Source organism: Chryseobacterium aurantiacum (assembly GCF_003020585.1).
Lineage (GTDB): Bacteria > Bacteroidota > Bacteroidia > Flavobacteriales > Weeksellaceae > Chryseobacterium > Chryseobacterium aurantiacum.
In genome coordinates this window covers 81,461-106,788 of the sequence record NZ_PXUE01000004.1, presented here as the reverse complement: position 1 = coordinate 106,788, position 25,328 = coordinate 81,461, and the positions used below count along the sequence as shown (strand labels likewise).

Below are 25,328 nucleotides of genomic sequence, written 5' to 3'. Positions count from 1 at the left end.
ATGTATAATTAAATTATCTAAATTATGATAACCACTGATATATTGATCATAGGTGCGGGTCCTACAGGACTTTTTGCAGTTTTTGAAGCTGGTCTTTTAAAAATGAAGTGTCACATTATTGATGCACTTCCACAGCCGGGAGGGCAATTGGCTGAACTTTATCCTAAAAAGCCTATTTTCGATATTCCAGGGTATCCTTCAGTGAATGCTGGAGAATTGGTGGATAATTTGATGGAGCAGATCAAGCAGTTTCAACCTGGTTTTACTTTAGGGGAAACCGCAGTTTCTTATACAAAGGTTGATGATGAGTGGTTTGAGGTGATTACCAATAAAGGAACAGTTCACAGATGTAAGGCTATTGCTATTGCGGGAGGACTGGGAACTTTTGAACCTAGAAAACCTACGTTTGATAATGTAGCTGATTATGAAGAAAAAGGTCTTGAATATTTCGTTAAAGAGCCTGAACATTTCAGAAATAAAAGAGTTGTTATCGCCGGAGGTGGAGATTCTGCACTGGACTGGAGTGTTTTCCTTTCTAATGTTGCAAGTGAAGTGACTTTGATCCACAGAAGAAATGAGTTCCGCGGAGCTTTGGATTCTGTAGAAAAAGTTCAGGAGCTTAAAAACCAAGGGAAAATCAAATTAATTACTCCTGCGGAAGTTACCGGTATTAAAGGTGATGGAAAAGTAGAAGCTATTACAGTAGAGAGTGAAGGACAGGAGGCTTACGATATTGAAACAGATTATTTTATTCCTTTATTCGGATTAACTCCAAAATTGGGAGAGATCGGAAACTGGGGATTAAATATTGAAAAAAATGCAATTGTAGTAAACAACGCTCTTGATTACCAGACGAACATTGATGGGATCTACGCTATTGGAGATATCAATACATATCCTGGAAAACTGAAGTTGATTCTTTGTGGTTTCCACGAGGCTACTTTGATGTGTCAGAGTGTGTATAACAGACTTAATCCGGGTAAAAAATTCGTATTAAAATATACAACAGTAAGTGGAGTAGACGGGTTTGACGGAAGCCGTAAAGAAGCAGAGAAGGCTGTTGTGAAAAAAATTGACTAATTTTGCAGAATTATGTCAGACGTTAATATTAAAATCACCGATAGAGAAGGTGTAATTCACGATGTTGTAGCTCCTACGGATATGTCCATGAACCTAATGGAGATTATCCGTTCTTATGAATTGGCTGAAGAAGGGACTATTGGTGTATGTGGAGGAATGGCGATGTGTGCTTCCTGCCAGGTATATGTAATTAATGATCCAGGGCTGGAGCCTATGGGAGATGAAGAGGATGCCATGCTTGCTGAAGCTTTCCACGTGAAAGATAATAGCAGACTAGGATGCCAGTTACATATTGCCGATGCAATGGAAGGGCTTGAAGTAGAAATTGCTCCTTATCCTTAGAAAATATTTTTTAATCTTAATAAGAAACCCGTTCGAATTTTTCGGACGGGTTTTGCTTTGCAGTTCCTATTTATAAAGCTGTTTAAACTTTTTTATTAAACCACAAAGGATATACAAAAGCTTTTTAAACACTTAAGCTATTTAAGTGATATACTTTGTGTACAAGGAAGGACACTCAAGTTTTGTTGAAAATCAAAGATTTTCATCTTATGTGAACTTAATTGTGCCGTATTTCCTTACACTTTCTAAAGTGTACTAAAGTGTTAAAAAAATAAAACCTTTTGTGACTTTTGCGGTTAAGTTTAAACAGACTTTATATTAAAACGATATCAACTTTAAATTTCCTCCTTAGAAATCCACTTTCCGACGGTAGGAGCCTCATAATTTTTCATCTTTTCCAGAAGGTCATCAATATTTTCACTAATCAGAAGCATATCTCTATTCACTTGCTTTAAGAATCCTTTATCTACCATATTTTGAACCAGGCTGATCAGGTCGTCATAAAAGCCATCAATATTTAAAACCCCAATTGGTTTTTTGTGAAGACCAAGTTGTGCCCATGTGATCATTTCAAAAAATTCCTCCAATGTTCCATAACCACCTGGAAGAACAATAACGCCATCGCACAGGTTATTCATCTTAGTTTTCCTTTCGTGCATGGTTTCCACGAGGATAAGTTCGGTCAGGTTTTTATGGGCAATTTCCTTTGATTGTAAAAAGTGGGGAAGAACTCCGGTTGCCTTTCCGTTTTCACTTAAAGTTCCATCTGCTACGGCTCCCATCAAACCTACATCTGCACCACCATAAATAAGCTGTATGTCTTGCTTTGCTAATGTTTGTCCTAATAAGAATGCCTGTTCTCTGTAAATTTCATCTGTGCCAAAGCTTGATCCACAGAATACTGTAATACTCTTCATAATTTATATGTTTTTTTAAGGCCAAAGAAGATAAGAAAATATACTGGGATTTTTTTGTATGTTATGTATTTTTAATCTGTAAGGCTTTATCTTGTTAATAGAGAGTTGATTGTTTTTAAATTAAAAATATCCAAAATCATAAGACTTTGGATATTTAATATAGATATTTTAATGTTCTATTTCTGAGGAATATTGGCTAAAATATCCTTTAGGAAGCTCCAGAATTTCTGAGCAGAAGGGATATTTGCTTTTTCGTCAGGAGAGTGTGCTCCTCTGATGGTTGGTCCAAAGCTTACCATTTCCATTTCAGGATAATTGGCTCCGATGATACCACATTCAAGGCCTGCATGACAAGCTACTACATGAGGTTTCTCATTAAACTTCTCTGTGTAGATTTTTTCCATGACCTGTACTATTTCAGAACCTGGTTTTGGTTTCCATCCCGGGTAAGAACCACTGAATACCACATTCATTCCTGCTAATTCTGCTACAGATTTTAATTGTTCTGCTGTAGAATATTTAGAAGAATCTACAGATGATCTTGTAAGGTTTAAGATTTTAAGCTCACCTCCTTTCAACTCAACTCTAGCTACATTGTTGGATGCTTCCACAAGGTCTGCTACATCAGGGCTCATTCTGTAAACTCCGTTATGAAGAGCCTTTAAAGTAAGAATGATTTTCTTAGAATCAGCTTCAGATACAGCTTTGTCAGATGACGTAGAATTTTCAATATTGATTTGGATTCCAGGTTCTACAGAAGCAAACTCTTCCAGAATTTCTTTTTTAAGAATGGTAGCAGCATCAATAAATTCACCTGCATTTCTTACCGAAATTACAGCTGCTCCCTCTCTTGGAATTGCATTTCTTAATCCTCCACCGTCAATAGAAACGATTTCAAGATTTTGTTTTTCTAATCCAATATAAAGAAGTCTTCCAAGGATAATATTTGAATTTCCAAACCCTTTATGGATGTCCATTCCGGAATGTCCCCCCTGTAGGCCTTTTACTTCAATTCTTACAATTTGTCCTTTTGGAGCTTCTACAGCATAATTTTGAGTGATGGTAACATCTACACCTCCGGCGCAGCCTATGTCAATTTCATCATCTTCTTCCGTATCAAGGTTTAAAAGAATTTCTCCTGTAAGCTGTCCTGGCTTTAAGCCTATTGCTCCGGTCATTCCTGTTTCTTCATCAATAGTGAATAAAGCCTCTAATGCCGGGTGCGGAATATCTGAACTTTCAAGGATAGACATAATAGTAGCTACTCCTAAACCATTATCGGCCCCTAGAGTTGTTCCTTTTGCCTTTACCCAGTCACCATCAATTTCCATTTTGATCCCTTCCGTTTCAAAATCGAAGTTAACATCATTGTTTTTCTGGCAAACCATATCCAGGTGAGACTGAAGAACAATAGATTTACGGTTTTCCATGCCTGCAGTGGCCGGTTTTTTAATAATTACGTTTCCTACTTCATCTACAGTGGTTTCCAATCCTAGGTTTTCACCAAATCCCTTGATGAAAGCAATTACTTTTTCCTCTTTTTTTGATGGTCTTGGAACTGCATTTAACTTGGAGAAGTTTTTCCAGATTATCTGCGGTTCTATATTAGATAATTCCATTGAAATTTATTTTTCTCAAATTTACGAAATAAAAAATGCTTCTGTGAAATACAGAAGCATTTTTGTATGTGTTTGGGGAAGAAAACAGCAAAATAGCAAGTTTGTTATTCCGTTTTTTTTCGCCTTAAATTTTTATTATGTCACTTATTAGCATCCACACTCTCCATAGATTGGTGTTGTAATGACAGAGCCATCAGGTTTTTCAATGGTAAGGGTTCCCTCAAATAGAAGGGCTTCTTCACCTTTGATCTTTTTACCTTTTACAGAGATTTTGTAATCATTACTTTCTATTTCCTTGGTGAGTTCTTCATCCACTTCCATATCACTTGAAGAAATAAGATTCATTGCCAGTCTTTTACCATCCAGCTTCATGTAGGCTGTTTTTCCTGCATCGTCTGCATAGATGTATTTTTCGGCTTCGAAATCTGCTTTGCTTCTTGCAAAATAGCATGAACATTCTTTAATTTCTTCAGGAAATGAAATGTTTTCAATTAAAATTTTTCCGGATGAAATAGTAGCATGAGCAGAATCCTTAACAATATTTGCAGAATCTGTAGAGGTAGAGCCGGAAACTGTTTCCTTGTCTTTTTTACAAGCTACCAACAGAAATGCAGAAAAGAGAATGATTAGGTGTTTCATGTGTTTGTGATTTTATTTTTAGCCTCTTGCTCTTTCAAGAAGAGTCATCATTAATAATGAAAGGATTACTAAGCTTTCTTCCTCGTCGTCAATATCAATTAATCTATCCAATTGAAATCTTCTTCCAAAGAATGAAGGCATTTTTTTCAGTTTGAAGTACGCTTTTCCGTCAATACCTGTTACGGTATAAGATGGGTTAAGGAAATATCCTGTAAACATTCCAATAATAGGAAGCTCACCTACGAAGCTGTCCCAGAATCTTACCCATGCATTGTCCTCCTGTACCTTGAATTTTGGCTGATCATTAGCATCCAGAATATCATAGCTTGATTTCCAAAGAGAACGCATCCCTTTTCTTGCCAATCTACCATAGTTTTTATTGTCAACAATGTCATTCAAAGAATAAGATGCATTGAAATCAATCCATTTATTGGCTCTGATTCTAAAAAGTTCCTTAGTTTTACTTTCGTCATTGAAAACAACAACATCCTCCTTCAGCTTGAACATTTTCTGACGTACATACGCTACATAATTCCCATTTTTATCCGTAATGTTGAAGTCACTTGCCAGTGTAGAAATTTTGAATTTAAAATCCAGAGGATAGTTTAAATTTTTAAGTACCATGTTAGTTTATTTTTTTCATATTTAAGCCGCAAATATAACGGTTTTTTTATAGTTATGGAAGATAAGGATATTATGTTAAAAAAATATTAGATCAAAATGAGACATTGTAAAGCCGGTAAGTGTAGAAAGTAATTAACAATGGTTTAAAAATAGAGCTTCCTTTGATTTTTAATGCCAATAATGAATTTTACTCGGCCATTGAATCATGAACTTTCTTTAGACAAAAAAACGATCTCAAAATCTCTGTCTGATTCCCAAAACTAGATATGTATAATTTACCGTTTTTCCTCAAATAATCCTTATTTTTGTAGCTATGGATTACCCAAGTAAAGTTTTGGCAAAAGCCGTTGATGAGATTTCAGGCTTGCCTGGAATTGGAAGAAAAACAGCTTTAAGATTAGCATTACATTTATTAAAGCAGCCCAGCTCCAGAGCAGTAAGTCTTGGAAATTCACTCATTAATCTTGTCAACGAAATAAAATACTGTAAAGAATGTCATAATTTCTCTGATTTTGAGATCTGCGAGATTTGCAGTAATGAAAAAAGAAACGGAGAATTGATCTGTATTGTTGAAGATGTACGGGACGTGATTGCCATTGAAAATACAGGGAAATATACAGGGAAATATTTGATTCTTGGCGGGAAAATTTCTCCAATGGAGGGGATAGGACCGGGCCAGCTGAATATTCCAAGCATTGAAAGAAAGCTGAATGATGGTAAGGTAAAGGAATTTATTTTTGCATTGAGTGCTACCATGGAGGGAGATACTACAGCTTATTACATCTATAAAAAATTTAAAAATTTTAAGGTGAATTTTTCAAGCATTGCCAGAGGGATCTCAGTAGGTGATGAGCTTGAATATGCCGATGAAATTTCATTGGGAAGATCCATTATCAACAGGTTACCGTATAACGAAAAGGATTAATATGAAGCTGTCAATTATTATTGTTAATTATAATGTTACCCAATTACTAAGGAATTGCCTTTTATCTATTCAGAAATATGTAGAAAAGGTAGAATATGAGGTTATTGTAATTGATAATGCTTCTACAGATAGTTCCTGGGGTGATCTTATCCCGGAATTTCCGGATGTACAGTTTATTTCTTCAAAAAATAATGGAGGTTTTTCAAAGGCCAATAATCAGGCAATACAAAAAGCGAAAGGCGAGTATCTGTTGCTTTTAAACCCTGATACAGAACTGGAAGGCTTTTATATGAAAGAGCTTTTGGATTTTTCTGATACCAAGCCTGAATTTGGGTGCCTTGGTGTAAGAATGCATGATGCAGAGGGAAATTTCCTGCATGAGAGTAAACGTTCTGTGCCGGATATGTTCAATTCTTTTGAAAAATTGTTTACCAATTTAAAAAAGAATAATTCCAAATCTTATTATAGAAACGATATAGAGGAAAAAGAGATTGCAGAAGTAGAAGTAATTACAGGCGCCTTTTTACTGGTGAAAAAAGCAGTCTATGAAAATATTGGAGGCTTGGATGAATCCTACTTTATGTATGGGGAAGACATTGACCTTTGCTACACCTTACTAAGAAAAGGATATAAAAACTATTATTATGGCAAGGTCTCCATTCTTCATCATAAAGGAGAAAGCACAGTAAAGAATGAGGTGTATCTGAAACGTTTTTACGGAGCCATGCAGATCTTTATTGATAAGTATTATAAAGAGGACAAACCAATGCAGTATTCTTTTCTAAAGGCAGGTTTAAAACTTCGTTACCAGATTGAGAAAATCAAGTTGAAATAGAAACTAGAAATTAAATATCGCGAATATTACCCAATAAAAAAGCAACTCAAATAGAGTTGCTTTTGTTGTATGTAGAAAAATAATCTTCTTATTTTGCCGGTGCCTGAACCGGTGTAGTTGTTTTAGAAGAAGCAGGAGCCGATTGCTTAGCCGGAGCTTCTTTTTTTACTGGTTGTTGAGCTGGAGCTACCTGTGATGGTTTTCCAGTAATAACAACGCTTAAAAGGATAAGAACGATGATAGTTCCGCCTAGAGTCCATGTTGCTTTTTCCATGAAATCATTGGTTCTTTGTACTCCAAACTGAGCAGATGATGCCCCTCCGAAAGTACTGGAAAGACCTCCACCTTTTGGGTTTTGAGCCATAACAATAATCACCAATAAAACACTGGCAACCATAATAAGAACCATCAATAGTGTAAATATAGTATCCATTAATTCTGATATCTTTTTGAATGGGCAAATTTAATGTTTTTTTACTGAATGACAAAAAAAGATGTTGGTAAATGTGGATCAACTGCGAAAAATTAAAAATAAAATAATGTTTTAATGCTTAAAACAGGTAGAAAGGCTCACTAAAGAGATGGAAATTTCACAGAAATTATTTTTATAAATATTTAGTGAATGTTTAAAAAGACATCACTAAATAAAAAAGACTATCCCAAAAGTGAGATAGTCTTTTTTCTAAAAAATGATTGATTTTTATTTGAAGTCAGAATCCTTAGCCTGATTCAGCTGGTAGGATTGTACTGTAAGGTTGATGTCAATTCCGGCCATGTTCTGGATAATGGTAAATGGAAGTTTTACACCTGATACCTCCTTATAGTCGGCAAAGCTGGTAGGGATAGAACCTCCTTCACCGGCTTTTATTTCACCAGTTTTCAGGCCTGTCTTTACACTGTAGTAATAGGTTTGTTTTGGGCCCTTTACAACATAAGAATCCTCGTTGTTGTATTTTTCAATACCCGCTAGTTTTAAATCAGCTTTTTTTGCAAAATTCAGTTCCGGGAAAGGTTCAGATTCGGCCATCAAAGATTTTTGCTGGTCATTCAGCGGAACTTTTTGTCCCTGTGCTTCAGCATATCCATCTTTACCATCAAAGACGATTTTCTGAAGAGTATTACCCATCATTTTCATTTCCATCATCATTTTTCCTCCTTTTCCTTCAATCAGCTTTATGCTCATATCCATTCCCTGTACTTTGGTAGTGGCATCAGCAGTTATGGTGGTTACTTTTTGAACGGCAGCCAATCCTCCTACTGCATTGATGTATTTGTCCACTACAGAAGCAATGGTTACATTGGCGTCTACTTTTTGTACTGCGGGTTTTGAAACAGGATTTGCTTCCTTATCAAAGTATTTTACAGGATATCCCAGTTTTTCCAGTCCCTCAGCAATATCAGAAGCCTTACCGGCAACGAAGATTCTGCTTTGGTTAGGGAAAATGGTTGCTTTTACGGCGTTGGATACATCAGCTGCAGTTACCTTATCGATGGATTTTAAGTAGTTTGTATAGAAATCTGCCGGAAGGTTCTGAACCTTTTGATCCAAAGCAAACTTGGCAATAATTCCAGGTTTTTCCAAAGACATAATGAAAGCGCCTTTTAGCCTTGCCTTAGCATTTTCAAGTTCTTCAGGTTTTACAGTAGAAATCGCATTAAGTTCATTCATTAATTCCTTAATAGCCTTATCTGTAACTTCATTTCTTACACTAGTTTCAGCAGAAAAAATAGGGGAGTATTTACTAGGCTGCATACTGGAATAAGCGCCATATGTAAATCCGTTTTTCTCTCTAAGGTTCATAAAAAGCCTGGCTTCACCGCCACCCCCTAAAATATAGTTGGCAATAGTAGCAGGGAAGTAGTTCGGATCTTTCATTGTAAGAGTATTCAGGTTTCCTACCTCTAGTACAGACTGTACTGCAGACGGTACATCCACTACATTAATCTCTGTTTTGGAAACATTGGAAGCAGGCTCTAAAGCCGCAAATTTTGTATTTGATTTTTTCCAGTTTCCAAAAGATTTTTCAACCAAAGGTTTGATTTGGTCAAACTTTACATCTCCTACAATTACTAAATAAGCATTTTCCGGAGCATAGTATTTATTATAAATGTTTTGAATATCAGATAATTGAATCTTATTGATGGACTCTACCGTTTCAAACTCTCCTCTTGAAGTATTTTTACCATATTTCAATGCATTGGATACTCTTTCCGCAATAGAAGAAGCATTTTTCTCATCAGCTTTTAAGCCTTCAATAGTTCTTTCTTTTGCATTTTGAAGCTCTTCTGCTGAAAATTTTGGATTAACGATAGCATCAGCCATTAGTCCCAATACTTCAGGGAAATATTTTGAAAGAGAGTTAGAAGAAGCCCCATTAGAGGAAAAGCTTAGATTGGCTCCTAAAAAGTCAACCTTTTTATTAAACTCATCCTTACTTAGATTTGTAGTTCCATTATCAAGTTGTTCTGCCATAATCTGGCTTACTCCTGCTATATTTCCTTCATAGTACGGAGGCCTGTCCATGGTAAGAGTTGTATTTACCCTTGGCAGTTTATTGTTTTCAACAACCATTACAGTAAGTCCGTTGCTTAGCTGAAAGGTTTTTGGTTTAGCAATGTTAACGGCAGGAGTAGGTCCCGGTTTTGGCATTGCATTAATGTCTATTTTTTGAGCGGAAAGCATTCCTGCAAATAAAAATGCCGCTGCTATATAGGTGAATTGCTTTTTCATGGGTAAATTATTTTTTCTCAGGAACGTAGTTGATGATGATTCTTTGGTTAGAATTCAGATACTTTTTGGCTGCATTTTGAAGATCTTGTTTTGTAATAGATCTGTAAATATCAATTTCTTTATTGATAAGGTTGGTGTTTCCCATCAATACATGGTTGGTTGCCAAAGAAGCTGCGATCCCCTGAATACTTGAATTTTGATTGACAAACTGGTTCTCAAACTGATTCTGGATCTTCTGATAATCTTCATCAGAAATTAAAGTAGTCTGAAGTTTCTTAATCTCAGCATCAATGTCAGTCTGTAAAGTCTGCTTGGTGGTCTTTCCCATAGGAATAGCAAAGAATGCGAAAATACTGTAATCTTCAAGTCCCTGGTTAAAGGCGGCTACCTGAAGTGCTTTTTTATCCTGATCTACCAGTTTTTTGTATAAAACAGAAGACTTGCCATTGCTTAAATAAGAAGAAAGCATATCTAGTACATAAGCATCTTTTTCTTTATTGGCAGGAGTTCTGTAGGCAAAAACATAGGCCGGAAGCTGAATGTTCGGATCCGTTGCTGTAACTTCTTTTTCCTGAGTGATGGGAGCATCTTTAGGGAAATCTTTAGGATAAATAGTTCCTTTTGGAATACCTCCATAATATTCTGCAATCCATTTCTTGGTTTGTTCAGGTTTGATGTCTCCTGCTACTACTAACGTTGCATTGTTCGGAACATAGAATTTTTTATAAAAAGCCTGAAATTCTTCAAGCTTAGCTGCATTCAGATCCTCCATAGAGCCAATGGTTGGCCAGTTATAGGGGTGGTTGGTAAACAAATTCTTTTGAATTGTTGAGAACAAATTTCCATAAGGCTGGTTATCCATTCTCAATCTCTTCTCCTCTTTTACGACTTCTCTTTGGGTATCCACTCCAACCTGATTGATTTCTGCATGGCGCATTCTTTCAGACTCCATCCAAAGTCCAAGCTGTTCGTTGTTGGATGGGAAAGTTTCATAGTAATATGTTCTGTCGTTGGTTGTATTGGCATTGTTGTCACCTCCGTTTGAAGAAACGATCTTAAACCATTCACCTCTCTTAATATTAGGAGTTCCTTCAAATAAAAGATGCTCAAAGAAGTGTGCAAAACCGGTTCTTCCCTTTACTTCATCCTTGGCACCTACATGGTACATTACTCCTGTTGTTACTACCGGAGCGGAATTATCCTGATGAAGAATTACATGAAGGCCATTGGGAAGATCATACTCTTCGAATTTTATTTGCTGTGCATTCAGCATGAGCCCGAAGAAAGCTACGGCAGCAGCAGAAATAAGTCGTTTTTTCATAAAGATTAGAAATTGTTTTTCAATTAGTAGAAAAAGTGAATTAAATGTTACATAAATAGGTTTTAGAAGTTAGATATCAAAGGTTGGAAAGTAGAAACCATGTGCTGATGGATTTTATTTTCAAATGAAAAAAAGGCTCTGTTTCAATAGCTGTTTGTCCTATTATTTAGCTTATAATCTCTAACTTCTCCAATCAAAATTTGAATTCTCCTTTGAATACATTAATTTTGTGTTCCCAAAATTTTTTTTGCAGTATGGATTATTTGAAAGGACTCAACGAATCACAATATGAAGCCGTTACCTCTTTACAAGGACCTTTGATGGTACTTGCCGGTGCCGGTTCCGGAAAAACACGTGTGCTTACCATGCGTATAGCCCATTTAATACACAATGGGATAGACCCTTTTAATATCCTAGCACTTACCTTTACCAATAAAGCGGCCCGTGAAATGAAAGAGCGTATCGCGAAGGTAGTGGGAGACAGCAATGCAAGAAGTCTTTGGATGGGAACTTTTCACTCTGTTTTTGCAAGGATTCTTAGAATTGAAGCCCATTATCTGGGGTATCCGTCCAATTTTACCATTTATGATCAGCAGGATGCATTGAATGTGATCAAAAAGGTTCTGAAAGACATGAATATTGATGCTGACCTTTACAAACCCAAAAAAGTTCAGGCCAGAATTTCAACCTACAAAAACAATTTGATTACTGTAAAGGCCTATTTCAACAATCCGGAACTAATGGAAGCGGATGAAAAGGCAAATATGAAATTTATCGGGCAGATTTATCAGAGATACGTAGATGCATGTTTCAGAAACGGTTCCATGGATTTTGATGATCTATTGCTGAAAACCAATGAATTACTGACCCGTTTTCCTGAAGTTCTTGCGAAATATCAGGACAGGTTCAGATACATCATGGTAGATGAGTACCAGGATACAAACCACTCCCAGTATCTTATTGTAAAGGCACTGGCTTCAAAATTTGAGAATATTTGTGTAGTGGGAGATGATGCACAGTCTATTTATTCATTCCGTGGAGCAAATATTTACAACATCCTGAATTTCAAAAAAGATTATCCGGATGCTATTACAGTATCACTGGAGCAAAACTACCGTTCGACTCAGAATATCGTGAATGCAGCCAACGTTGTTATTGCGAAAAACCTGCAGCAGTTTAAGAAAAATGTTTTCAGTGATAATGAAGAAGGAGATAAAATTAAAATATACCGTTCCTTATCAGATGCTGATGAGGCCAACTTCGTAGCCGGAAATATCTGGGAACTTCGTAACCGTGATCAGAGAAAGTATAGCGACTTTGCTATTTTATACAGAACAAACTCTCAGACCAGAGCATTTGAAGATGCTTTGAGACGTAAAAATATTCCATACAAGGTATATGGAGGGCTTTCATTTTATCAAAGGAAAGAGGTTAAGGATTTAATAGGATACCTGCGCCTTTTAATCAATGAAAATGACTCTGAGGCATTGATGAGAATCATTAATTATCCTACAAGAGGAATTGGAGAAACCACTCAGAATAAGCTGATTGTATTTGCAGATGCCCAAAACGTTTCTATCTCAAAGGTGCTGGATAATTTACCAATGTATGCTCCTCAGTTGGGCCTAAATAATGGTGTTTTAAACAAGCTAAATGATTTTTGGTCCATGATCAAGGCATTTCAGGTACTCTTGAAAACCGAAACTGCCTACAGTGTTGCAATGGAGGTGGCAAAACGAAGTGGTTTAATTAAATTTTTAAAGGACGATCAAACGCCGGAGGGTATTTCAAGAGTAGAAAACGTTCAGGAATTGATGAACTCTATGCAGGGATTTATCGAGGAGCAAATGCAGTTGGAAGATGGAGATCCAAGTTTGTCCAACTTCCTTGAAAACATTGCACTTTCTGCAGATACTCAGGATAAAAACCTTGAAGATGATATGGTTTCACTAATGACCATTCACCTTTCAAAAGGACTGGAGTTCCCTGTGGTACATCTGGTAGGTCTTGAAGAAAATCTTTTCCCAAGCTTTATGAGTTCTGCTACCAGAGAAGATCTTGAAGAAGAAAGAAGACTGTTTTATGTAGCTTTAACCAGAGCCGAAAAGCAGGTGTTTTTCTCCTATGCTGTTTCCCGTTTTCAATGGGGAAAAATTACAGATGCAGAACCATCAAGATTCCTAAGTGAGATTGATGATGAATATATTGAGTTCCTTAATCCTGTACTGGAGAAAAGATTTATCAACAATTCCGGGGTAAGATCCAATATTTTTGATGAACATCCGTCTGAGCAGAAAGCTTTCAAAAAAGTGGAGAAAAAGACCATTGATAGGGGTGACAATTCGGTTCCTGCTCCTGAACAAAGAAAATTAAAACCTGTAAGTACAGCAAAAATCATTAATCCAAGTGGAGCTTCCTCTCAGGATATTGAAGTTGGAGATAAGGTAAGACACGATCGTTTCGGAATTGGTGAGGTCTCTTTTCTGGATGGGACAGATCCTCAAAATATCAAGGCAAAGGTGGTTTTCATACACGAAGGTGAAAAAAATCTGATCCTGAAATATGCTAAACTAACAAAGATTTAGGTTAAAATAATATAGAAATAAATGCGGACTCAATTTTTTTGAGTCCGTTTTTTTTTGTTAAAATCAATAAGGTTTACTTTAAAAACAGTATTTTTAATAAGGGATAGAAATAAACAATAAATATTTTTTATAAAAACAAAGTCTATTGATTTTGTAGACTAATAAATAAGTTTTACATTTGCGCTCTGTAAAAAAACATAAATGTTCAATTAATTGAGTAAACTATATGAAAAATAAGAAAACTATTCTTTCCGCTTCTGTTTTATTTTTCCTAGGAGCATTTACCTACGGCCAGGAAAAAGACAGTATAAAAACAAATAAAGATAAAGTCAATAATGTAGAAGAAGTTGTAGTACTGGGTTCAAGAGCCGGGGCACGATCCAAGATAGACAGCCCGGTTCCTGTAGATGTATTCAATCTAAAAGAAGCTTCTGTAATTCTTCCGCAATCCAATATAGGACAAATATTAAATGCTATTGCACCCTCTTTCACCTCTACAGTTCAGACCAATTCAGATGGTACAGACCATTTGGATCCTGCTCAGTTAAGAGGTTTGGGACCGGATCAGGTATTGGTATTGGTTAATGGAAAAAGAAGACATACTTCAGCATTGGTAAATGTGAACGGAACACCGGGAAGAGGTACTGTAGGGACGGATCTTAATGCCATCCCATCCTTTGCTTTAAACAGAATAGAAGTCCTTAGGGATGGAGCCGCAGCACAATACGGATCAGATGCTATTGCCGGAGTAATGAACCTAGAACTTAAAAGAGATACCGGAAAGCTGACAGGGCAGATAAGCTATGGAGGAAATTTAACTCCTACAGCTAACGATCATACCGGAAATTTTGATGGACAAAATATTCAGCTGGATCTTAATTACGGAAATAAAATAGGTACAAAAGGTGGTTTCTTTAACATTACCTGGTCTTCTCAGTTCAGAAATCCTACGTACAGAGCAGGAACTGAAAAAGGGACAATTTACAATGCTTATAATGCTATTGAACAACGTGCACTGAATGATGGGGTGAACCTTTCTTCTCTTTTCAGCGATATTAAAGATACTCCCAATTCACAGCAGATTATTGATTATGTTCACCAGTACGCCCAAGGAGTCAATTATTTCAGTTCAGCTCAGCTGGCAGGTATACAAGGTGCTACTACCATTCAAGATATAAAAGATGGGGCAGGAAATGTTATTCAAAAAGGACTCCAGTCTTTATTGAGCTTTGATGTTACCGATCAGGAATTGGCTTACAGAGGACAAACGAGAAAGGATTTTAATATGCAGGTAGGGCAGTCCAAGCTTAATAACCATCAGCTTTTTATCAATGCTGAGGTACCCATTAGTGATGATTGGAAAGTCTATACTTTCGGGGGATATAGCTTAAGACATGGTACTTCCGGAGGGTTTTACAGAAGACCAAGGGAGAGCAGAACCTTTACGGGATTATACCCGAATGGTTACCTTCCACAAATTGGGACAGACATTCAGGATATCTCATTGGCTGCAGGAATTAAAGGAAAATGGGACGGATGGCATATTGATTTCAGTAATACTTTTGGGCAAAATTCATTCACCTATAACATCGGAAATACCGGAAATACTTCTCTAAGATTTGCTTCACCAAGCGAGTTTGATGCTGGTGGACTAAGGTTTACTCAAAATACTATCAATTTAGATTTCTCTAAAAAATATGATGTATTGGAAGGATTGAATGTAGCATTTGGAGGAGAGCATCGTTTTGAAAACTTTAAAATGACAGCAGGAGAAGAAGCTTCATACACTACTTATGACCAATACGGAAATATATGGGATGGAGATGCTGCAAAAAGACCTACCGATTTCTTTGGAGCAGCACTTCCGGGAGGCTCACAAGTATTTAACGGATTTAGACCGGAAAATGCGGTGAACAAAAACAGACAGTCAGTAGCAGCTTATGCGGACGTTGAATTTAATTTTACCAACTGGCTTTTGGTAGATGCGGCGGCGAGATATGAAAATTACTCAGATTTTGGTTCTACTTTCAATTATAAATTAGCTTCAAGAATCAAGGTAGCTCCTAATTTCAATGTAAGACTGGCTGGTTCTACAGGTTTTAGAGCGCCATCTATTCACCAGATTTATTATAACGTAACCTCTTCGCTGTTTGTAACCTCACCACAGCTTCCTAATGGAGTGCTTTTGGATGTAGGTACATTTAGTAATGACTCAGAAGCAGCCGCGGCATTGGGTATGCCAAAACTGAAGCAGGAAACTTCAAAATCAGCAAGTGTAGGATTTACCTATAAAATTCCATCTGTGAATCTAACGTTCACTGCAGATGGTTACTTTACAAGAATCAATAATAGAATTCTTCTTACGGATCAGTTCTTAAAGGCTGGTGTTCCTGATGCTGCAAAACAAATCTATGAGAAACTAAACATCAATGCTGCTCAGTTCTTTACCAATGCCATTGATACTGAAACGAAAGGGGTAGATGTAGTTATTTCCCATAATTTAAGATTTTCCGATATAAAACTGGATAATAACTTTGCGATTAACCTTAACCAGACCAAGCAGGTTGGAGATATTCATTCCTCAGGACTATTACAGTCTCCGGAATTAGAAAAGATTTATTTCTCAGAAAAATCAAGAGTTTATCTGGAAGAAGCGGTTCCAAGAGTAAAAGCAAGCCTTTCTCATACCCTGACCTGGAAGAGTGCTAGTTTCTATCTGAGAAATACCTATTTTGGAAAAGTAACCGGAGCAGATGTTCTTGATGCTAACGGAGATGGAATTACAGAATTTAATGAACACCAGAAAATAGGAGATAAGATCATTACTGATATTTCTGTAGCTTACCAGTTTACAAAAAATATAGGGCTGACTTTGGGTGTAAACAATCTGTTTGATATTTATCCTACTAAAAATCTCCCTGCGTCCAGTAACAACGATCAGTTTGTCTACTCGCGCTCTACCTCACAGTTTGGACAGAACGGGCGATATGTGTTCTCCAGACTTAATTTCAATTTTTAAATAAAGTAACAGATAATGCCTATAAAAAAACAGTTCAGAATTCCTGAACTGTTTTTTCTTTATTCAATAGTGATTTTTATCTTTCTACAAGCTCCTTCACCGGTTCACCATAATGGTCAATTTCGGTTGTATTGATCTTAAGCAACTGATACCATTTTCTGAAAGCTCCTATGAATACAATAAGCATAAGAATCATTGCCGTTGCGGCTAAAGCAGCAAGTAAATACTGTCCTTTAGGGATATAAATGGCGGTTACCTGAATATAACCCGCCCAGAATGTTATTCCAGCCATGAAAACACCCGGAATAGCCGAACATAAAGCATATTTACCCCTATTCATCCTTATCAGCATAGTGGTACATACAATCAGTCCGCAGGCAGCCAGCAGCTGATTACTAATTCCAAATAGCGGCCAAATACTATTTACATTTCCGGTGTACACCAGATATCCCCATGCAAATGTGAAAAGAAGACTGCTGATAATAATTCCCGGAATCCAGTTTTTATCATTAAATTTTGGAACAACAGACCCTAGCATTTCCTGTAAAAAAAAGCGTCCAACCCTCGTTCCTGCATCAATGGCAGTAAGTATAAATACTGCCTCAAACATAATTGCAAAATTATACCAATATGCTGTCAGCTGATCCATATACGGGATCTTATTGAAAATGTGTGCCATTCCTACAGCCAGAGATACTGCCCCTCCGGTTCTACCGTATAGATCAATGCCTATTTTCTGCGAATAATAATCAATATCTACACCGTGTAGAGAAGGGTGCGCAGCAAGAAACGAATCATAAGCTTCCTTAGGTGTATTGATTGCAAAATAATCACCAGGCATTAGGGTACAGGCAGCAATAAGTGCCATCAATGCTACAAAACCTTCCACCAGCATAGCTCCATATCCAACGAAAAGAATTTCTCTTTCTTTATTAAGCATTTTCGGAGTGGTTCCTGTGGCAATCACTGCATGAAATCCTGAAATTGCTCCACAGGCAATTACAATGAATATAAAAGGAAGTACCGGCCCGCCAATAATAGGCCCTCCACCATTTACAAAGGCTGTAATAGCGGGCATCTGTATGGTAGGATGAATGACAATAACCCCGATAGCCAGCATAATAATGGTTCCTATTTTTAAATAAGTAGAAAGGTAATCTCTGGGAACTAACAGCAGCCATACCGGTAATACGGAAGCAATAAAACCATACAGAGGAATGGCAATGGAAATTGTTTTAATGTCCCATGAAAAGAGATGATTCATGGTGGGGTTTTGCATCAGGTTGTGACCTCCGATGATTCCGGCAATCAAAAGAATGCCTCCCAAGATGCTTGCAAAAAGAACACTATTCTTTTTATAACGCATAATAAGTCCCATAATAATGGCGATAGGCATTGTAATCAATACCGTAAAAAGAGACCATGAAGCTTCATGCATTGCATTGATACATGCCAGAGATAGACCGGCCAGCGTAAGAATCAAAATAAAAAGAATGGCAAAACCTGCTACAGTCCCTGTTGCTTTTCCGATTTCTTTAGAAGCAATGGTCGCAAGACTTTGGCCTTTATGCCTCACAGATGCAAATAATACAACCATATCATGCACTCCACCTCCAAGGACGCAACCTATCAAAATCCATAAGGCGCCCGGTAAGTATCCGAATTGTGCCGCAAGAACAGGCCCTACCAATGGCCCTGCCGCGGCAATAGCTGCAAAATGATGGCCAAAAAGTACATTTTTATTGGTAGCAACATAATCTTTACCATCTGCGAACTCTACAGCGGGGGTTATATTTTGGTCATTGAGACGGAGCACTTTGTTGGCAATGAAGATACCGTAAAAGCGGTAAGCTATCGCAAAAATAAGAACAGATACAAAAATGAGGGTAAGCGCATTGATGTTGTTTAATGATTCCATATTGCTTGTTTTTATTAATGAATAATTATATTATTGGCGTTTTTGTTATAAATAACTCAAACATTAGCCAAGGTAATTAATTCTTAATGAAAAATATCAATATGTATATCAATCTAGCAAATTTGTTGTTTTATTTTAATTTAAATAATTGATTTTTAACTGTTTAGTTTGTGTTCAAATGGTAATGTGTATATTATTTCTTTTGTGCAAGAATGAAATCTACCATCTGATCTGTAAGTTGGTCCAGATAAGTTTTATCAGTAGTGCCAAAACCATGAACTCCACCATCTACAATGATCAGAGAGTTTTGTATTTTGGCTCTGTTTAATTTTCTGTGAAGTTTTTTAGACTGGTTTAAAGGAACAATTTTGTCATTGTTTCCCTGAACAATTAAGGTGGGTACTCCTCCAGAAACAAAATTAACAGGAGATATGTTTTTTAAATAATCTATGGCTTTTTCCTGATCGTTCTTGAGATTATAGCCAGAAAGTCCTTTCACCAGATTTTGTTGTAAACTGACTATTTTTTTAGACATTAACCCAATCATAGCTACGGGTATTGTTCCTAATTTTGTGTGGAAAAGCTTATTCAGGTCTGCAGGGCCATAATGATCAATCACATAGTTTACTTTAGCGGAATAAGAAGAAAGCTCAGGATTTCCCAAATAAGTATTGTCCGGAGTATAGGCTGCAAGCAAAGAAAGATGGGCTCCCGCAGAAGCACCAAACAGTCCTATATTATTGGTGTCAAAATGATATTGTGCCGCATTTTTTCTCACCCATCTTACAGCATCTTTGGTATCCTCCAAAGGCAATGGAAAATGAGTATTGCCATTCAGTAGGGTATAATTAATACTGATTACAGCGTATTGCTTGGCCATCAGCTTAGCAATGGTAGTTTCAACATAATTATCGGAGTGGATGACTTTATCGCCTTCTATCCATCCACCTCCGTGAACGTAGATGAGTACAGGAAGTAATTGATCTGAAGAAACATTTTTGGGTGTGAAAACATCCAGTTTTACGGTGCTTCCTTTTCTATTGGTTTTATATACAATATCTTCAGATAGATAGGCTATTTCAGGAAGTAATGTACTTTTTACAGGTATAGCCTTGTTAGGAACTTGTGAAAAGTTCTGTGAAAAAAATAAATTAGAAAAACTTATAATCAAAACAAAAAACAGGTTTGTGAAAAACCTGTAGATTGATATGTTGTTTATAGATGATTTCATAGTGGAACTTTTTAAGAAGTGTGTTATTTTACTAACTCCTCAAAAAGTTTACCAAAAGTGATATTTAAATCCCTCGATTTTCCCGGATGAGGTCTTGAAGTCTGTACAACGGCACTTCTTACCGCTGTCAGCCAACGGAAACGTTCAGGAATATCGAGCTGTGCGATAGGTCCTCCATCTTTCTCTCCGTGGGCAATTTTTTGAAAGCTTTCCAGATTTTGAATAATATCCTCATAATCCAGTTTACTGTGCATCAGCTTGAATTTATCAGGGCATAAATAAAATTCAACCCGAATAAATTTTTCCTTTTTAGAAAACATAACCAGTCCTATATTGAAAAATTCTTCTCTCTCAACTTTAGGCACCAGGCGTATTACCGCATATTCATATATTTTATCCTCTTGCATTTTTCGCTTCGTTTAAAAAGATTGAAGAATTTTCTAATCGGGTTTTCAGAAACTGAAAATAAATCTCACGAATTTCATCAGGAGTTTCATCAGCATCATTCCATTGCAGCCAGTCCTCAGGAATTGAATTAACAATTTCTCTTAAAAGGGTATCATTCAATACCTCATGGGCAAATTTATCCGCTTCATCCAGCATTTTAGCCTTAGGAAGAAGGACGTGATCTTTCACATATTTGAATGGAGTCTTTGCTGCTGCATCAAAATTCTGCCACGAATGGTGAAAATAGAACGAGGCTCCATTATCGATAATCCAAAGTTCCTTATGCCACATCAGCATGTTGGTATTCCTAAATGTACGGTCAATATTGGTAATAAATGCATCCAGCCATACAATCTTTGAAGCCAGAAGAGGATCAATACTTATGCTGGGATCATAGGTGATAGAGCCCGAAAGATAATGCAATCCCAGATTCAACCCTTCGGAAAACTTTAATAGATCCTGAATTTCCTCATCAGCTTCTGTTCTCCCGAAATCAGCTTCCAGATTTACAAAAACGAGCTCAGGGATCTTTAATCCAAGTGCTTCCGTAATCTTTCCCCCTAGAAGTTCGGAGATCAACATTTTTACCCCATGGCCGGCACCACGGAATTTTAAGACATATTTAAAATCATCATCAGCTTCTGCCAGAGCAGGAAGTGAACCTCCCTCCCTTAGTGGCAGAATGTAACGCGTTACGGTTACTGTTCTTAAATTCTGCATGAAACAAAAATAAGGTTATTTTTTAATAAATTTTTCAATGAATTTCTTTTCTCCCTTTTTACAAAGGAAATAATAGGAATTGCCTACAAGAAATATACTTCGGAGTCTATTAGGATTAAAATAAAAGAAGATGTATTAAGGAAAAATAGAGTTTTTTTCATAAATTTCCCTTAACAAACATCTTAAAGATAAAAGATATTGATTGACCTATGAATTTGATTAATGAAAGGAATATACCTATAGAAAATAAAGAAACAACAAACTTTCTTGCTGATGCTTTTTATAAAGATACTGAACAACAACTTCCCTTAGTGATATTTGTTCACGGATATAAAGGCTACAAAGATTGGGGTGCCTGGAACCTAATGGCTGAAAATTTTGCTGAAGCAGGATTCTTCTTTGTGAAGTTTAATTTTTCGCATAATGGAACTACCATCAATGATCCTCATAATTTTGGAGATCTTGAAGCTTTTGGTAATAATAATTATTCTAAAGAACTTTCTGATCTTGGAGCTGTTATTGATCATTTTACTAAATATCCGCATGTGGACAATGAAAAAATTGTTTTGATAGGACACAGCAGAGGAGGGGGGATTTCCATCATTAAAACTTTTGAAGATGAAAGAATCAATGGCTTGATTACATTGGCAAGTGTAGATACATTAGACCGTTTTCCTAAAGGAGAAGCTTTTGAAAAATGGAAGAATAATGGAGTGTATTATGCACTCAACGGACGTACCCAGCAGGAAATGCCTCATTATTATCAGTTCTATGAGAATTATGAAGAGAATATTCATCGCTTTGATGTAGAGCGGGCTACAGAAATGGCAAAAGCCCATATGCTGATTATTCATGGAACAGAGGATGAAGCTGTAGAGGTAAAACAGGCAGAACATCTTCATCTTCTTCATCCGAATTCCGAACTTTTTTTGATTGAAAATGCTAACCATACTTTCGGAGCAAAAGAGCCATGGACAGGCTCCGATTTACCAAAAGATTTACATAGCGTAACCGAAAAATGTATTGATTTTATAAAAGAAAAATTGAAATAAAACGTTTAAAACTACGTTATTATAAATTAACCACCATAACAGTATAATTATGAAAAAAATTATTGCAGGCGCATTTGCGCTTTCATTATGTGTTGTTTCATGTAAAAAAGAAACAAAAACAGAATCTTCTGTAAGCAACGATACTTTGGCTACAGTACTACCGAAGGATTCTGTAACATCAATTAAAACGGATTCCGTTGCAACAACGCCATCTGCTTCTTCAGGTACTGCGAATATCATTACCCAAAATGTAGACAAGTATCCTCATGATATTAAATTCTTTCAAGATAAAGGCATTACAGAAAGGCTGAAAAAACTTGTTGGAGCTCAATATGATGAAATGGTAAAAAATTTCAATGTAGAAGGTCCTATTTCTTCAGAAAATGGAATCTATAAGCTGACAGGTTGTAAGCAACATGACTGTCCGGGATATGCGACAAGCATTTATTACGATTCTAAAAATGATAATTTGAATGTTTCCATTGATAAGAACGGTAATATTTCAGATTTCAATGAAAAAGGAAAAATTGCAGGTACTGAGAAGTTAGAAAAGAAATAAGATCTTTTAATACATATAGAAAGAAAAAAGAAGCCTGACATTTCAGGCTTCTTTTTTATATTATTTTATAGAGAGTAAAGTCCATGCTTCTTCAACTTTGCTTTCCATAAGTAATTTCTGTGCATCAGTATGAATGTTTTCATCAGCATGGAAATCTCCTTTAGGTAAAACTTCCGTATTGGCAAGCATTCCAAGATCATTCCCTGTGAATACCTTACTGTATTTAATAGCATCCGGAAGAAGATCAAACCCAATTCCTTTTGTTACCAAAGGTTTTGGAACTTCAAAAAGGCTGTTTTCATTGCTTCTGGAATACCAATTGCCCCCTAGTCGGGCTACCATATCCAGTTTTTTCTGATCCAAATTTCCTGCTTCATTCAGATACTCTTCCCTGATGTGGATCTTCTGAACCTCACAAATCACCAGATTTCCTGCTCCTCCCTGCTCTCCCAAAGATTTTACCTCTAAAACCTTACATTCAAAGTTAACAGGACATTCTTCAATAAGTTTTGGCTTCACAAGATCTGCATCTTTCATCGTAAGACCAGATTTTATAAATTCATTTACTCCCGTTTCATACTCTGTAGATGCCAGAGAAATCTGTTGTACAATTGGAAAATTTACCGTTCCAATCACAACCTCCTGAACTTCCAAAACATTTTCTAAAGTATGTTTCGTTGTATTGTCACGTACTCTCCTCGATGGTGAAAAGATCAAAATTGGAGGAACTGTACTGAACATATTGAAAAAACTGAATGGAGATAAATTATTATTTCCGTCTTTATCTACTGTAGAAGCTAATGCAATAGGGCGTGGTGAAACGGCTGTCTGCATGATTGTCTGTAGCTGAACGGAGGTTATCTCGGATGGAATTACTGTTTTCATATTTTTGAGCTTAACACTTAAGTTATTTTTAGTTATTTCTGTTTGCTTCCAAAAAAGAACACTTAAGAGTTTGAAAATCTTTGATTTTCATTCTTTAGGGAGTTCTTTAAATATCTTAGATGCAAAAGATTCACAACCTTCATGATAAAGGTTTGTGACATTGAAATTGACTAATATTGAACGAGGAACTTTTAAAAGATTCATATAGTTGATGGTTTGTGCCTTATGAATTTGATGTATCTCAGCAACTGATTTCAGTTCTAAAACAATTAATTCTTCAATTAAAAAGTCACATTTTACCTTGCAATCTATTTTATTTCCTTTATAGAAAAATGGTATTTCAAGTTCACTTCTGTATTTTAAACCTAACAAATTAAATTCTTTTTCTAAACATTGATGATAGACTTCCTCATATAAACCTGGACCAGCCAGTTTATGAACTTCTATGCAAGCTCCAACTATTTTGTAGGAAAGCTCATTAATGAATTTTTGAGTCATCATAATGAAAGAAAATGAAAATCGTAGATTTTCAAAAACTAAAGTGAACTGAATTTTACCATTATTATGTAGCTTAAAAAACTAAAGTGTTTTATAGTTATTAAAGTGTTGGAATAATTTTGCCGGAAACTTCACCGAAGCCTACTCTTACACCATCTTTTTCTGCCCATGCTTTCATGGTAACGGTATCATTATCTTCAATGAATTTTCTTTCTTCGCCGTTGCTTAGTGATATAGGGTTTTGTCCTCTCCAGGTAAGCTCAAGCATAGATCCGAAAGATTTTGGATCACTTCCTGAAATGGTACCACTTGCATACATATCACCAACTTCCACGTTGCATCCGTTTACGGTATGGTGAGCCAGCTGCTGCGTCATATTCCAGTACATGTGCTTGTAGTTACTTTCGCTGATTAGGTTTTGGTCTCCATTTTCAGGCTGGATATACACTTCAAGGTTGATATCATAGTTTTTATCACCTTCAAATTTTAAATAATCCAAAACTTCAGGATCCTGTTTAGGAGATGTTGTTTTGAATGGTTCCAATGCCTCAAGGGTAACTACCCAAGGAGAAATGGATGAACCAAAGTTTTTCGCAAGGAATGGTCCTAGTGGAACATATTCCCAAGATTGGATATCTCTTGCAGACCAGTCATTGAAAACAACCATTCCGAAGATGGCCTCTTCAGCATCCTTTGTAGAGATACTTTCTCCCATCTCTGTATTTTTGTTAAGAATAAAAGCCATTTCCAGTTCAAAATCCAATTGCTTGCATGGTCCGAAAACAGGTTTGTCTGCATCAGCAGGTTTCATCTGACCTTTCGGACGGTTAATATCCGTTCCTGAAACAACAATGGATGATGCTCTACCATGGTAACCTACCGGTAGGTGCTTCCAGTTTGGCAATAATGCATTTTCAGGATCACGGAACATTTTTCCTACATTGGTAGCATGTTCAATGCTGCTGTAGAAGTCTGTATAATTGGGGATATGAACAGGCATCATCATTTTTACCTTGTCCAAGTCATAAAATGCGTCTTCAATGGTTTTTTGATCTTTTGATAATGCTGAACCCTCCTGAAGTAATGTCTGGATTTTTGTACGAACAGCATTGGTAACAGGTTTACCCAACTCAATGAATTCATTGATGGTGTAGGCTTCAAAAACATTGTCGTCCAATCCATCAATATCATCAAAATAACCCAGATCGTAAAGGGTGGCAAGATCAATAACCTGATCTCCGATTCTTGTGCAGCATCCTATATATTCTTTGTTGAAAACTGCAACTCCGAAAGGAATATTATGTATAGAAAAATCTGAATTTGAGGAATAGTCTACAAATGATTTCATAAGTTTAGATTTAAATTAGTTTAGATAGCATCC

At 36.4% G+C, this 25,328-nt stretch carries 22 protein-coding genes; 8 read left to right on the top strand and 14 right to left on the bottom strand.

Annotated elements, in window-relative coordinates; translation table 11 throughout:
• The first annotated feature begins 24 nt into the window (after positions 1-24).
• Positions 25-1,080, top strand: a complete 1,056-nt coding sequence (locus tag C7D53_RS14815) for an NAD(P)/FAD-dependent oxidoreductase (protein ID WP_076356545.1) — start codon at positions 25-27, stop codon at positions 1,078-1,080.
• Between the two features lie 12 nt (positions 1,081-1,092).
• The gene (locus C7D53_RS14810) at positions 1,093-1,422 is read left to right on the top strand and encodes a 2Fe-2S iron-sulfur cluster-binding family protein (RefSeq protein ID WP_076356547.1); all 330 of its coding nucleotides are present in this window, start codon (positions 1,093-1,095) and stop codon (positions 1,420-1,422) included.
• A gap of 335 nt (positions 1,423-1,757) precedes the next feature.
• Here C7D53_RS14810 and C7D53_RS14805 read toward each other — a convergent pair whose 3' ends face one another.
• From C7D53_RS14805 to C7D53_RS14790, 4 genes are all read right to left on the bottom strand, one after another.
• Positions 1,758-2,339 carry an LOG family protein gene (locus C7D53_RS14805; RefSeq protein WP_106917217.1) on the bottom strand — a complete coding sequence of 194 codons (582 nt, stop codon included), beginning with the start codon at positions 2,337-2,339 and terminating at the stop codon, positions 1,758-1,760.
• Between the two features lie 176 nt (positions 2,340-2,515).
• Complete coding sequence (locus C7D53_RS14800; protein WP_106917216.1) at positions 2,516-3,958, bottom strand: aminoacyl-histidine dipeptidase; 1,443 nt, start codon at positions 3,956-3,958, stop codon at positions 2,516-2,518.
• A 147-nt stretch (positions 3,959-4,105) separates the two neighbouring features.
• A complete protein-coding gene (locus C7D53_RS14795; protein WP_106917215.1) occupies positions 4,106-4,597 on the bottom strand; it encodes a hypothetical protein in 492 nt (163 codons plus the stop codon).
• 18 nt (positions 4,598-4,615) lie between these two features.
• Complete coding sequence (locus C7D53_RS14790) at positions 4,616-5,221, bottom strand: LURP-one-related/scramblase family protein (RefSeq protein ID WP_076356553.1); 606 nt, start codon at positions 5,219-5,221, stop codon at positions 4,616-4,618.
• A 313-nt stretch (positions 5,222-5,534) separates the two neighbouring features.
• Between C7D53_RS14790 and recR the strand changes: the two genes are divergently transcribed.
• Positions 5,535-6,146, top strand: coding sequence for a recombination mediator RecR (recR, locus tag C7D53_RS14785; RefSeq protein ID WP_076356555.1), 612 nt, complete (start codon positions 5,535-5,537; stop codon positions 6,144-6,146).
• Complete coding sequence (locus C7D53_RS14780; RefSeq protein ID WP_106917433.1) at positions 6,142-6,981, top strand: glycosyltransferase family 2 protein; 840 nt, start codon at positions 6,142-6,144, stop codon at positions 6,979-6,981. The genes recR and C7D53_RS14780 overlap by 5 nt, the downstream gene beginning before the upstream one ends.
• 88 nt (positions 6,982-7,069) lie before the next feature.
• Here the strand turns inward: C7D53_RS14780 and secG are convergent, their stop codons facing one another.
• The 3 genes from secG to C7D53_RS14765 all read right to left on the bottom strand — a co-directional run bounded on the left by secG (position 7,070) and on the right by C7D53_RS14765 (position 11,033).
• On the bottom strand, positions 7,070-7,414 hold the full coding sequence (secG, locus tag C7D53_RS14775; protein WP_106917214.1) for a preprotein translocase subunit SecG: 345 nt from the start codon (positions 7,412-7,414) through the stop codon (positions 7,070-7,072).
• Between the two features lie 267 nt (positions 7,415-7,681).
• Positions 7,682-9,712, bottom strand: a complete 2,031-nt coding sequence (locus C7D53_RS14770; RefSeq protein ID WP_106917213.1) for a M16 family metallopeptidase — start codon at positions 9,710-9,712, stop codon at positions 7,682-7,684.
• 7 nt (positions 9,713-9,719) lie between these two features.
• A complete protein-coding gene (locus tag C7D53_RS14765; RefSeq protein WP_106917212.1) occupies positions 9,720-11,033 on the bottom strand; it encodes a M16 family metallopeptidase in 1,314 nt (437 codons plus the stop codon).
• A gap of 254 nt (positions 11,034-11,287) precedes the next feature.
• Between C7D53_RS14765 and C7D53_RS14760 the strand changes: the two genes are divergently transcribed.
• Both C7D53_RS14760 and C7D53_RS14755 read left to right on the top strand, forming a co-directional pair.
• Positions 11,288-13,618 (top strand): ATP-dependent helicase, encoded by a 2,331-nt coding sequence (locus C7D53_RS14760; protein ID WP_106917211.1) that lies wholly within the window; start codon positions 11,288-11,290, stop codon positions 13,616-13,618.
• Positions 13,619-13,844: 226 nt separating this feature from the next.
• A complete protein-coding gene (locus C7D53_RS14755) occupies positions 13,845-16,637 on the top strand; it encodes a TonB-dependent receptor plug domain-containing protein (protein ID WP_106917210.1) in 2,793 nt (930 codons plus the stop codon).
• 76 nt (positions 16,638-16,713) lie between these two features.
• Here the strand turns inward: C7D53_RS14755 and C7D53_RS14750 are convergent, their stop codons facing one another.
• The 4 genes from C7D53_RS14750 to C7D53_RS14735 form a co-directional block, all read right to left on the bottom strand.
• On the bottom strand, positions 16,714-18,555 hold the full coding sequence (locus C7D53_RS14750; RefSeq protein WP_185126702.1) for a carbon starvation CstA family protein: 1,842 nt from the start codon (positions 18,553-18,555) through the stop codon (positions 16,714-16,716).
• Positions 18,556-18,748: 193 nt separating this feature from the next.
• On the bottom strand, positions 18,749-19,786 hold the full coding sequence (locus C7D53_RS14745) for an alpha/beta hydrolase (protein ID WP_106917209.1): 1,038 nt from the start codon (positions 19,784-19,786) through the stop codon (positions 18,749-18,751).
• A 23-nt stretch (positions 19,787-19,809) separates the two neighbouring features.
• On the bottom strand, positions 19,810-20,193 hold the full coding sequence (locus C7D53_RS14740; protein ID WP_076356571.1) for a DUF3037 domain-containing protein: 384 nt from the start codon (positions 20,191-20,193) through the stop codon (positions 19,810-19,812).
• Entirely contained in the window at positions 20,180-20,953 is a 774-nt protein-coding gene (locus C7D53_RS14735) for a HipA family kinase (RefSeq protein WP_106917208.1), read from the bottom strand. Before C7D53_RS14735 ends, C7D53_RS14740 begins: the two co-directional genes overlap by 14 nt.
• A 209-nt stretch (positions 20,954-21,162) precedes the next feature.
• Here C7D53_RS14735 and C7D53_RS14730 point away from each other — a divergent pair, with 209 nt between their 5' ends.
• Both C7D53_RS14730 and C7D53_RS14725 read left to right on the top strand, forming a co-directional pair.
• The gene (locus C7D53_RS14730; RefSeq protein ID WP_106917207.1) at positions 21,163-22,005 is read left to right on the top strand and encodes an alpha/beta hydrolase family protein; all 843 of its coding nucleotides are present in this window, start codon (positions 21,163-21,165) and stop codon (positions 22,003-22,005) included.
• Positions 22,006-22,054: 49 nt separating this feature from the next.
• On the top strand, positions 22,055-22,564 hold the full coding sequence (locus C7D53_RS14725; protein ID WP_106917206.1) for a hypothetical protein: 510 nt from the start codon (positions 22,055-22,057) through the stop codon (positions 22,562-22,564).
• A 60-nt stretch (positions 22,565-22,624) separates the two neighbouring features.
• Here C7D53_RS14725 and C7D53_RS14720 read toward each other — a convergent pair whose 3' ends face one another.
• From C7D53_RS14720 to fahA, 3 genes are all read right to left on the bottom strand, one after another.
• Complete coding sequence (locus tag C7D53_RS14720; protein WP_106917205.1) at positions 22,625-23,449, bottom strand: flavin reductase family protein; 825 nt, start codon at positions 23,447-23,449, stop codon at positions 22,625-22,627.
• An 87-nt stretch (positions 23,450-23,536) separates the two neighbouring features.
• The gene (locus tag C7D53_RS14715; protein ID WP_106917204.1) at positions 23,537-23,950 is read right to left on the bottom strand and encodes a GxxExxY protein; all 414 of its coding nucleotides are present in this window, start codon (positions 23,948-23,950) and stop codon (positions 23,537-23,539) included.
• A 97-nt stretch (positions 23,951-24,047) separates the two neighbouring features.
• The gene (fahA, locus tag C7D53_RS14710; RefSeq protein ID WP_106917203.1) at positions 24,048-25,295 is read right to left on the bottom strand and encodes a fumarylacetoacetase; all 1,248 of its coding nucleotides are present in this window, start codon (positions 25,293-25,295) and stop codon (positions 24,048-24,050) included.
• Positions 25,296-25,328 lie beyond the last annotated feature (33 nt).

Bases quoted from the DNA above. Each gene is read 5' to 3' on its own strand.
- C7D53_RS14755 (WP_106917210.1), top strand. From the start codon at position 13,845: ATGAAAAATAAGAAAACTATTCTTTCCGCTTCTGTTTTATTTTTCCTA.
- C7D53_RS14715 (WP_106917204.1), bottom strand. From the start codon at position 23,950: ATGATGACTCAAAAATTCATTAATGAGCTTTCCTACAAAATAGTTGGA.
- C7D53_RS14770 (WP_106917213.1), bottom strand. From the start codon at position 9,712: ATGAAAAAGCAATTCACCTATATAGCAGCGGCATTTTTATTTGCAGGA.
- C7D53_RS14800 (WP_106917216.1), bottom strand. From the start codon at position 3,958: ATGGAATTATCTAATATAGAACCGCAGATAATCTGGAAAAACTTCTCC.
- C7D53_RS14790 (WP_076356553.1), bottom strand. From the start codon at position 5,221: ATGGTACTTAAAAATTTAAACTATCCTCTGGATTTTAAATTCAAAATT.
- recR (WP_076356555.1), top strand. From the start codon at position 5,535: ATGGATTACCCAAGTAAAGTTTTGGCAAAAGCCGTTGATGAGATTTCA.
- C7D53_RS14750 (WP_185126702.1), bottom strand. From the start codon at position 18,555: ATGGAATCATTAAACAACATCAATGCGCTTACCCTCATTTTTGTATCT.
- C7D53_RS14730 (WP_106917207.1), top strand. From the start codon at position 21,163: ATGAATTTGATTAATGAAAGGAATATACCTATAGAAAATAAAGAAACA.
- C7D53_RS14810 (WP_076356547.1), top strand. From the start codon at position 1,093: ATGTCAGACGTTAATATTAAAATCACCGATAGAGAAGGTGTAATTCAC.
- C7D53_RS14815 (WP_076356545.1), top strand. From the start codon at position 25: ATGATAACCACTGATATATTGATCATAGGTGCGGGTCCTACAGGACTT.
- fahA (WP_106917203.1), bottom strand. From the start codon at position 25,295: ATGAAATCATTTGTAGACTATTCCTCAAATTCAGATTTTTCTATACAT.
- C7D53_RS14760 (WP_106917211.1), top strand. From the start codon at position 11,288: ATGGATTATTTGAAAGGACTCAACGAATCACAATATGAAGCCGTTACC.
- C7D53_RS14805 (WP_106917217.1), bottom strand. From the start codon at position 2,339: ATGAAGAGTATTACAGTATTCTGTGGATCAAGCTTTGGCACAGATGAA.
- C7D53_RS14740 (WP_076356571.1), bottom strand. From the start codon at position 20,193: ATGCAAGAGGATAAAATATATGAATATGCGGTAATACGCCTGGTGCCT.
- secG (WP_106917214.1), bottom strand. From the start codon at position 7,414: ATGGATACTATATTTACACTATTGATGGTTCTTATTATGGTTGCCAGT.
- C7D53_RS14745 (WP_106917209.1), bottom strand. From the start codon at position 19,786: ATGAAATCATCTATAAACAACATATCAATCTACAGGTTTTTCACAAAC.
- C7D53_RS14735 (WP_106917208.1), bottom strand. From the start codon at position 20,953: ATGCAGAATTTAAGAACAGTAACCGTAACGCGTTACATTCTGCCACTA.
- C7D53_RS14720 (WP_106917205.1), bottom strand. From the start codon at position 23,449: ATGAAAACAGTAATTCCATCCGAGATAACCTCCGTTCAGCTACAGACA.
- C7D53_RS14765 (WP_106917212.1), bottom strand. From the start codon at position 11,033: ATGAAAAAACGACTTATTTCTGCTGCTGCCGTAGCTTTCTTCGGGCTC.
- C7D53_RS14725 (WP_106917206.1), top strand. From the start codon at position 22,055: ATGAAAAAAATTATTGCAGGCGCATTTGCGCTTTCATTATGTGTTGTT.
- C7D53_RS14795 (WP_106917215.1), bottom strand. From the start codon at position 4,597: ATGAAACACCTAATCATTCTCTTTTCTGCATTTCTGTTGGTAGCTTGT.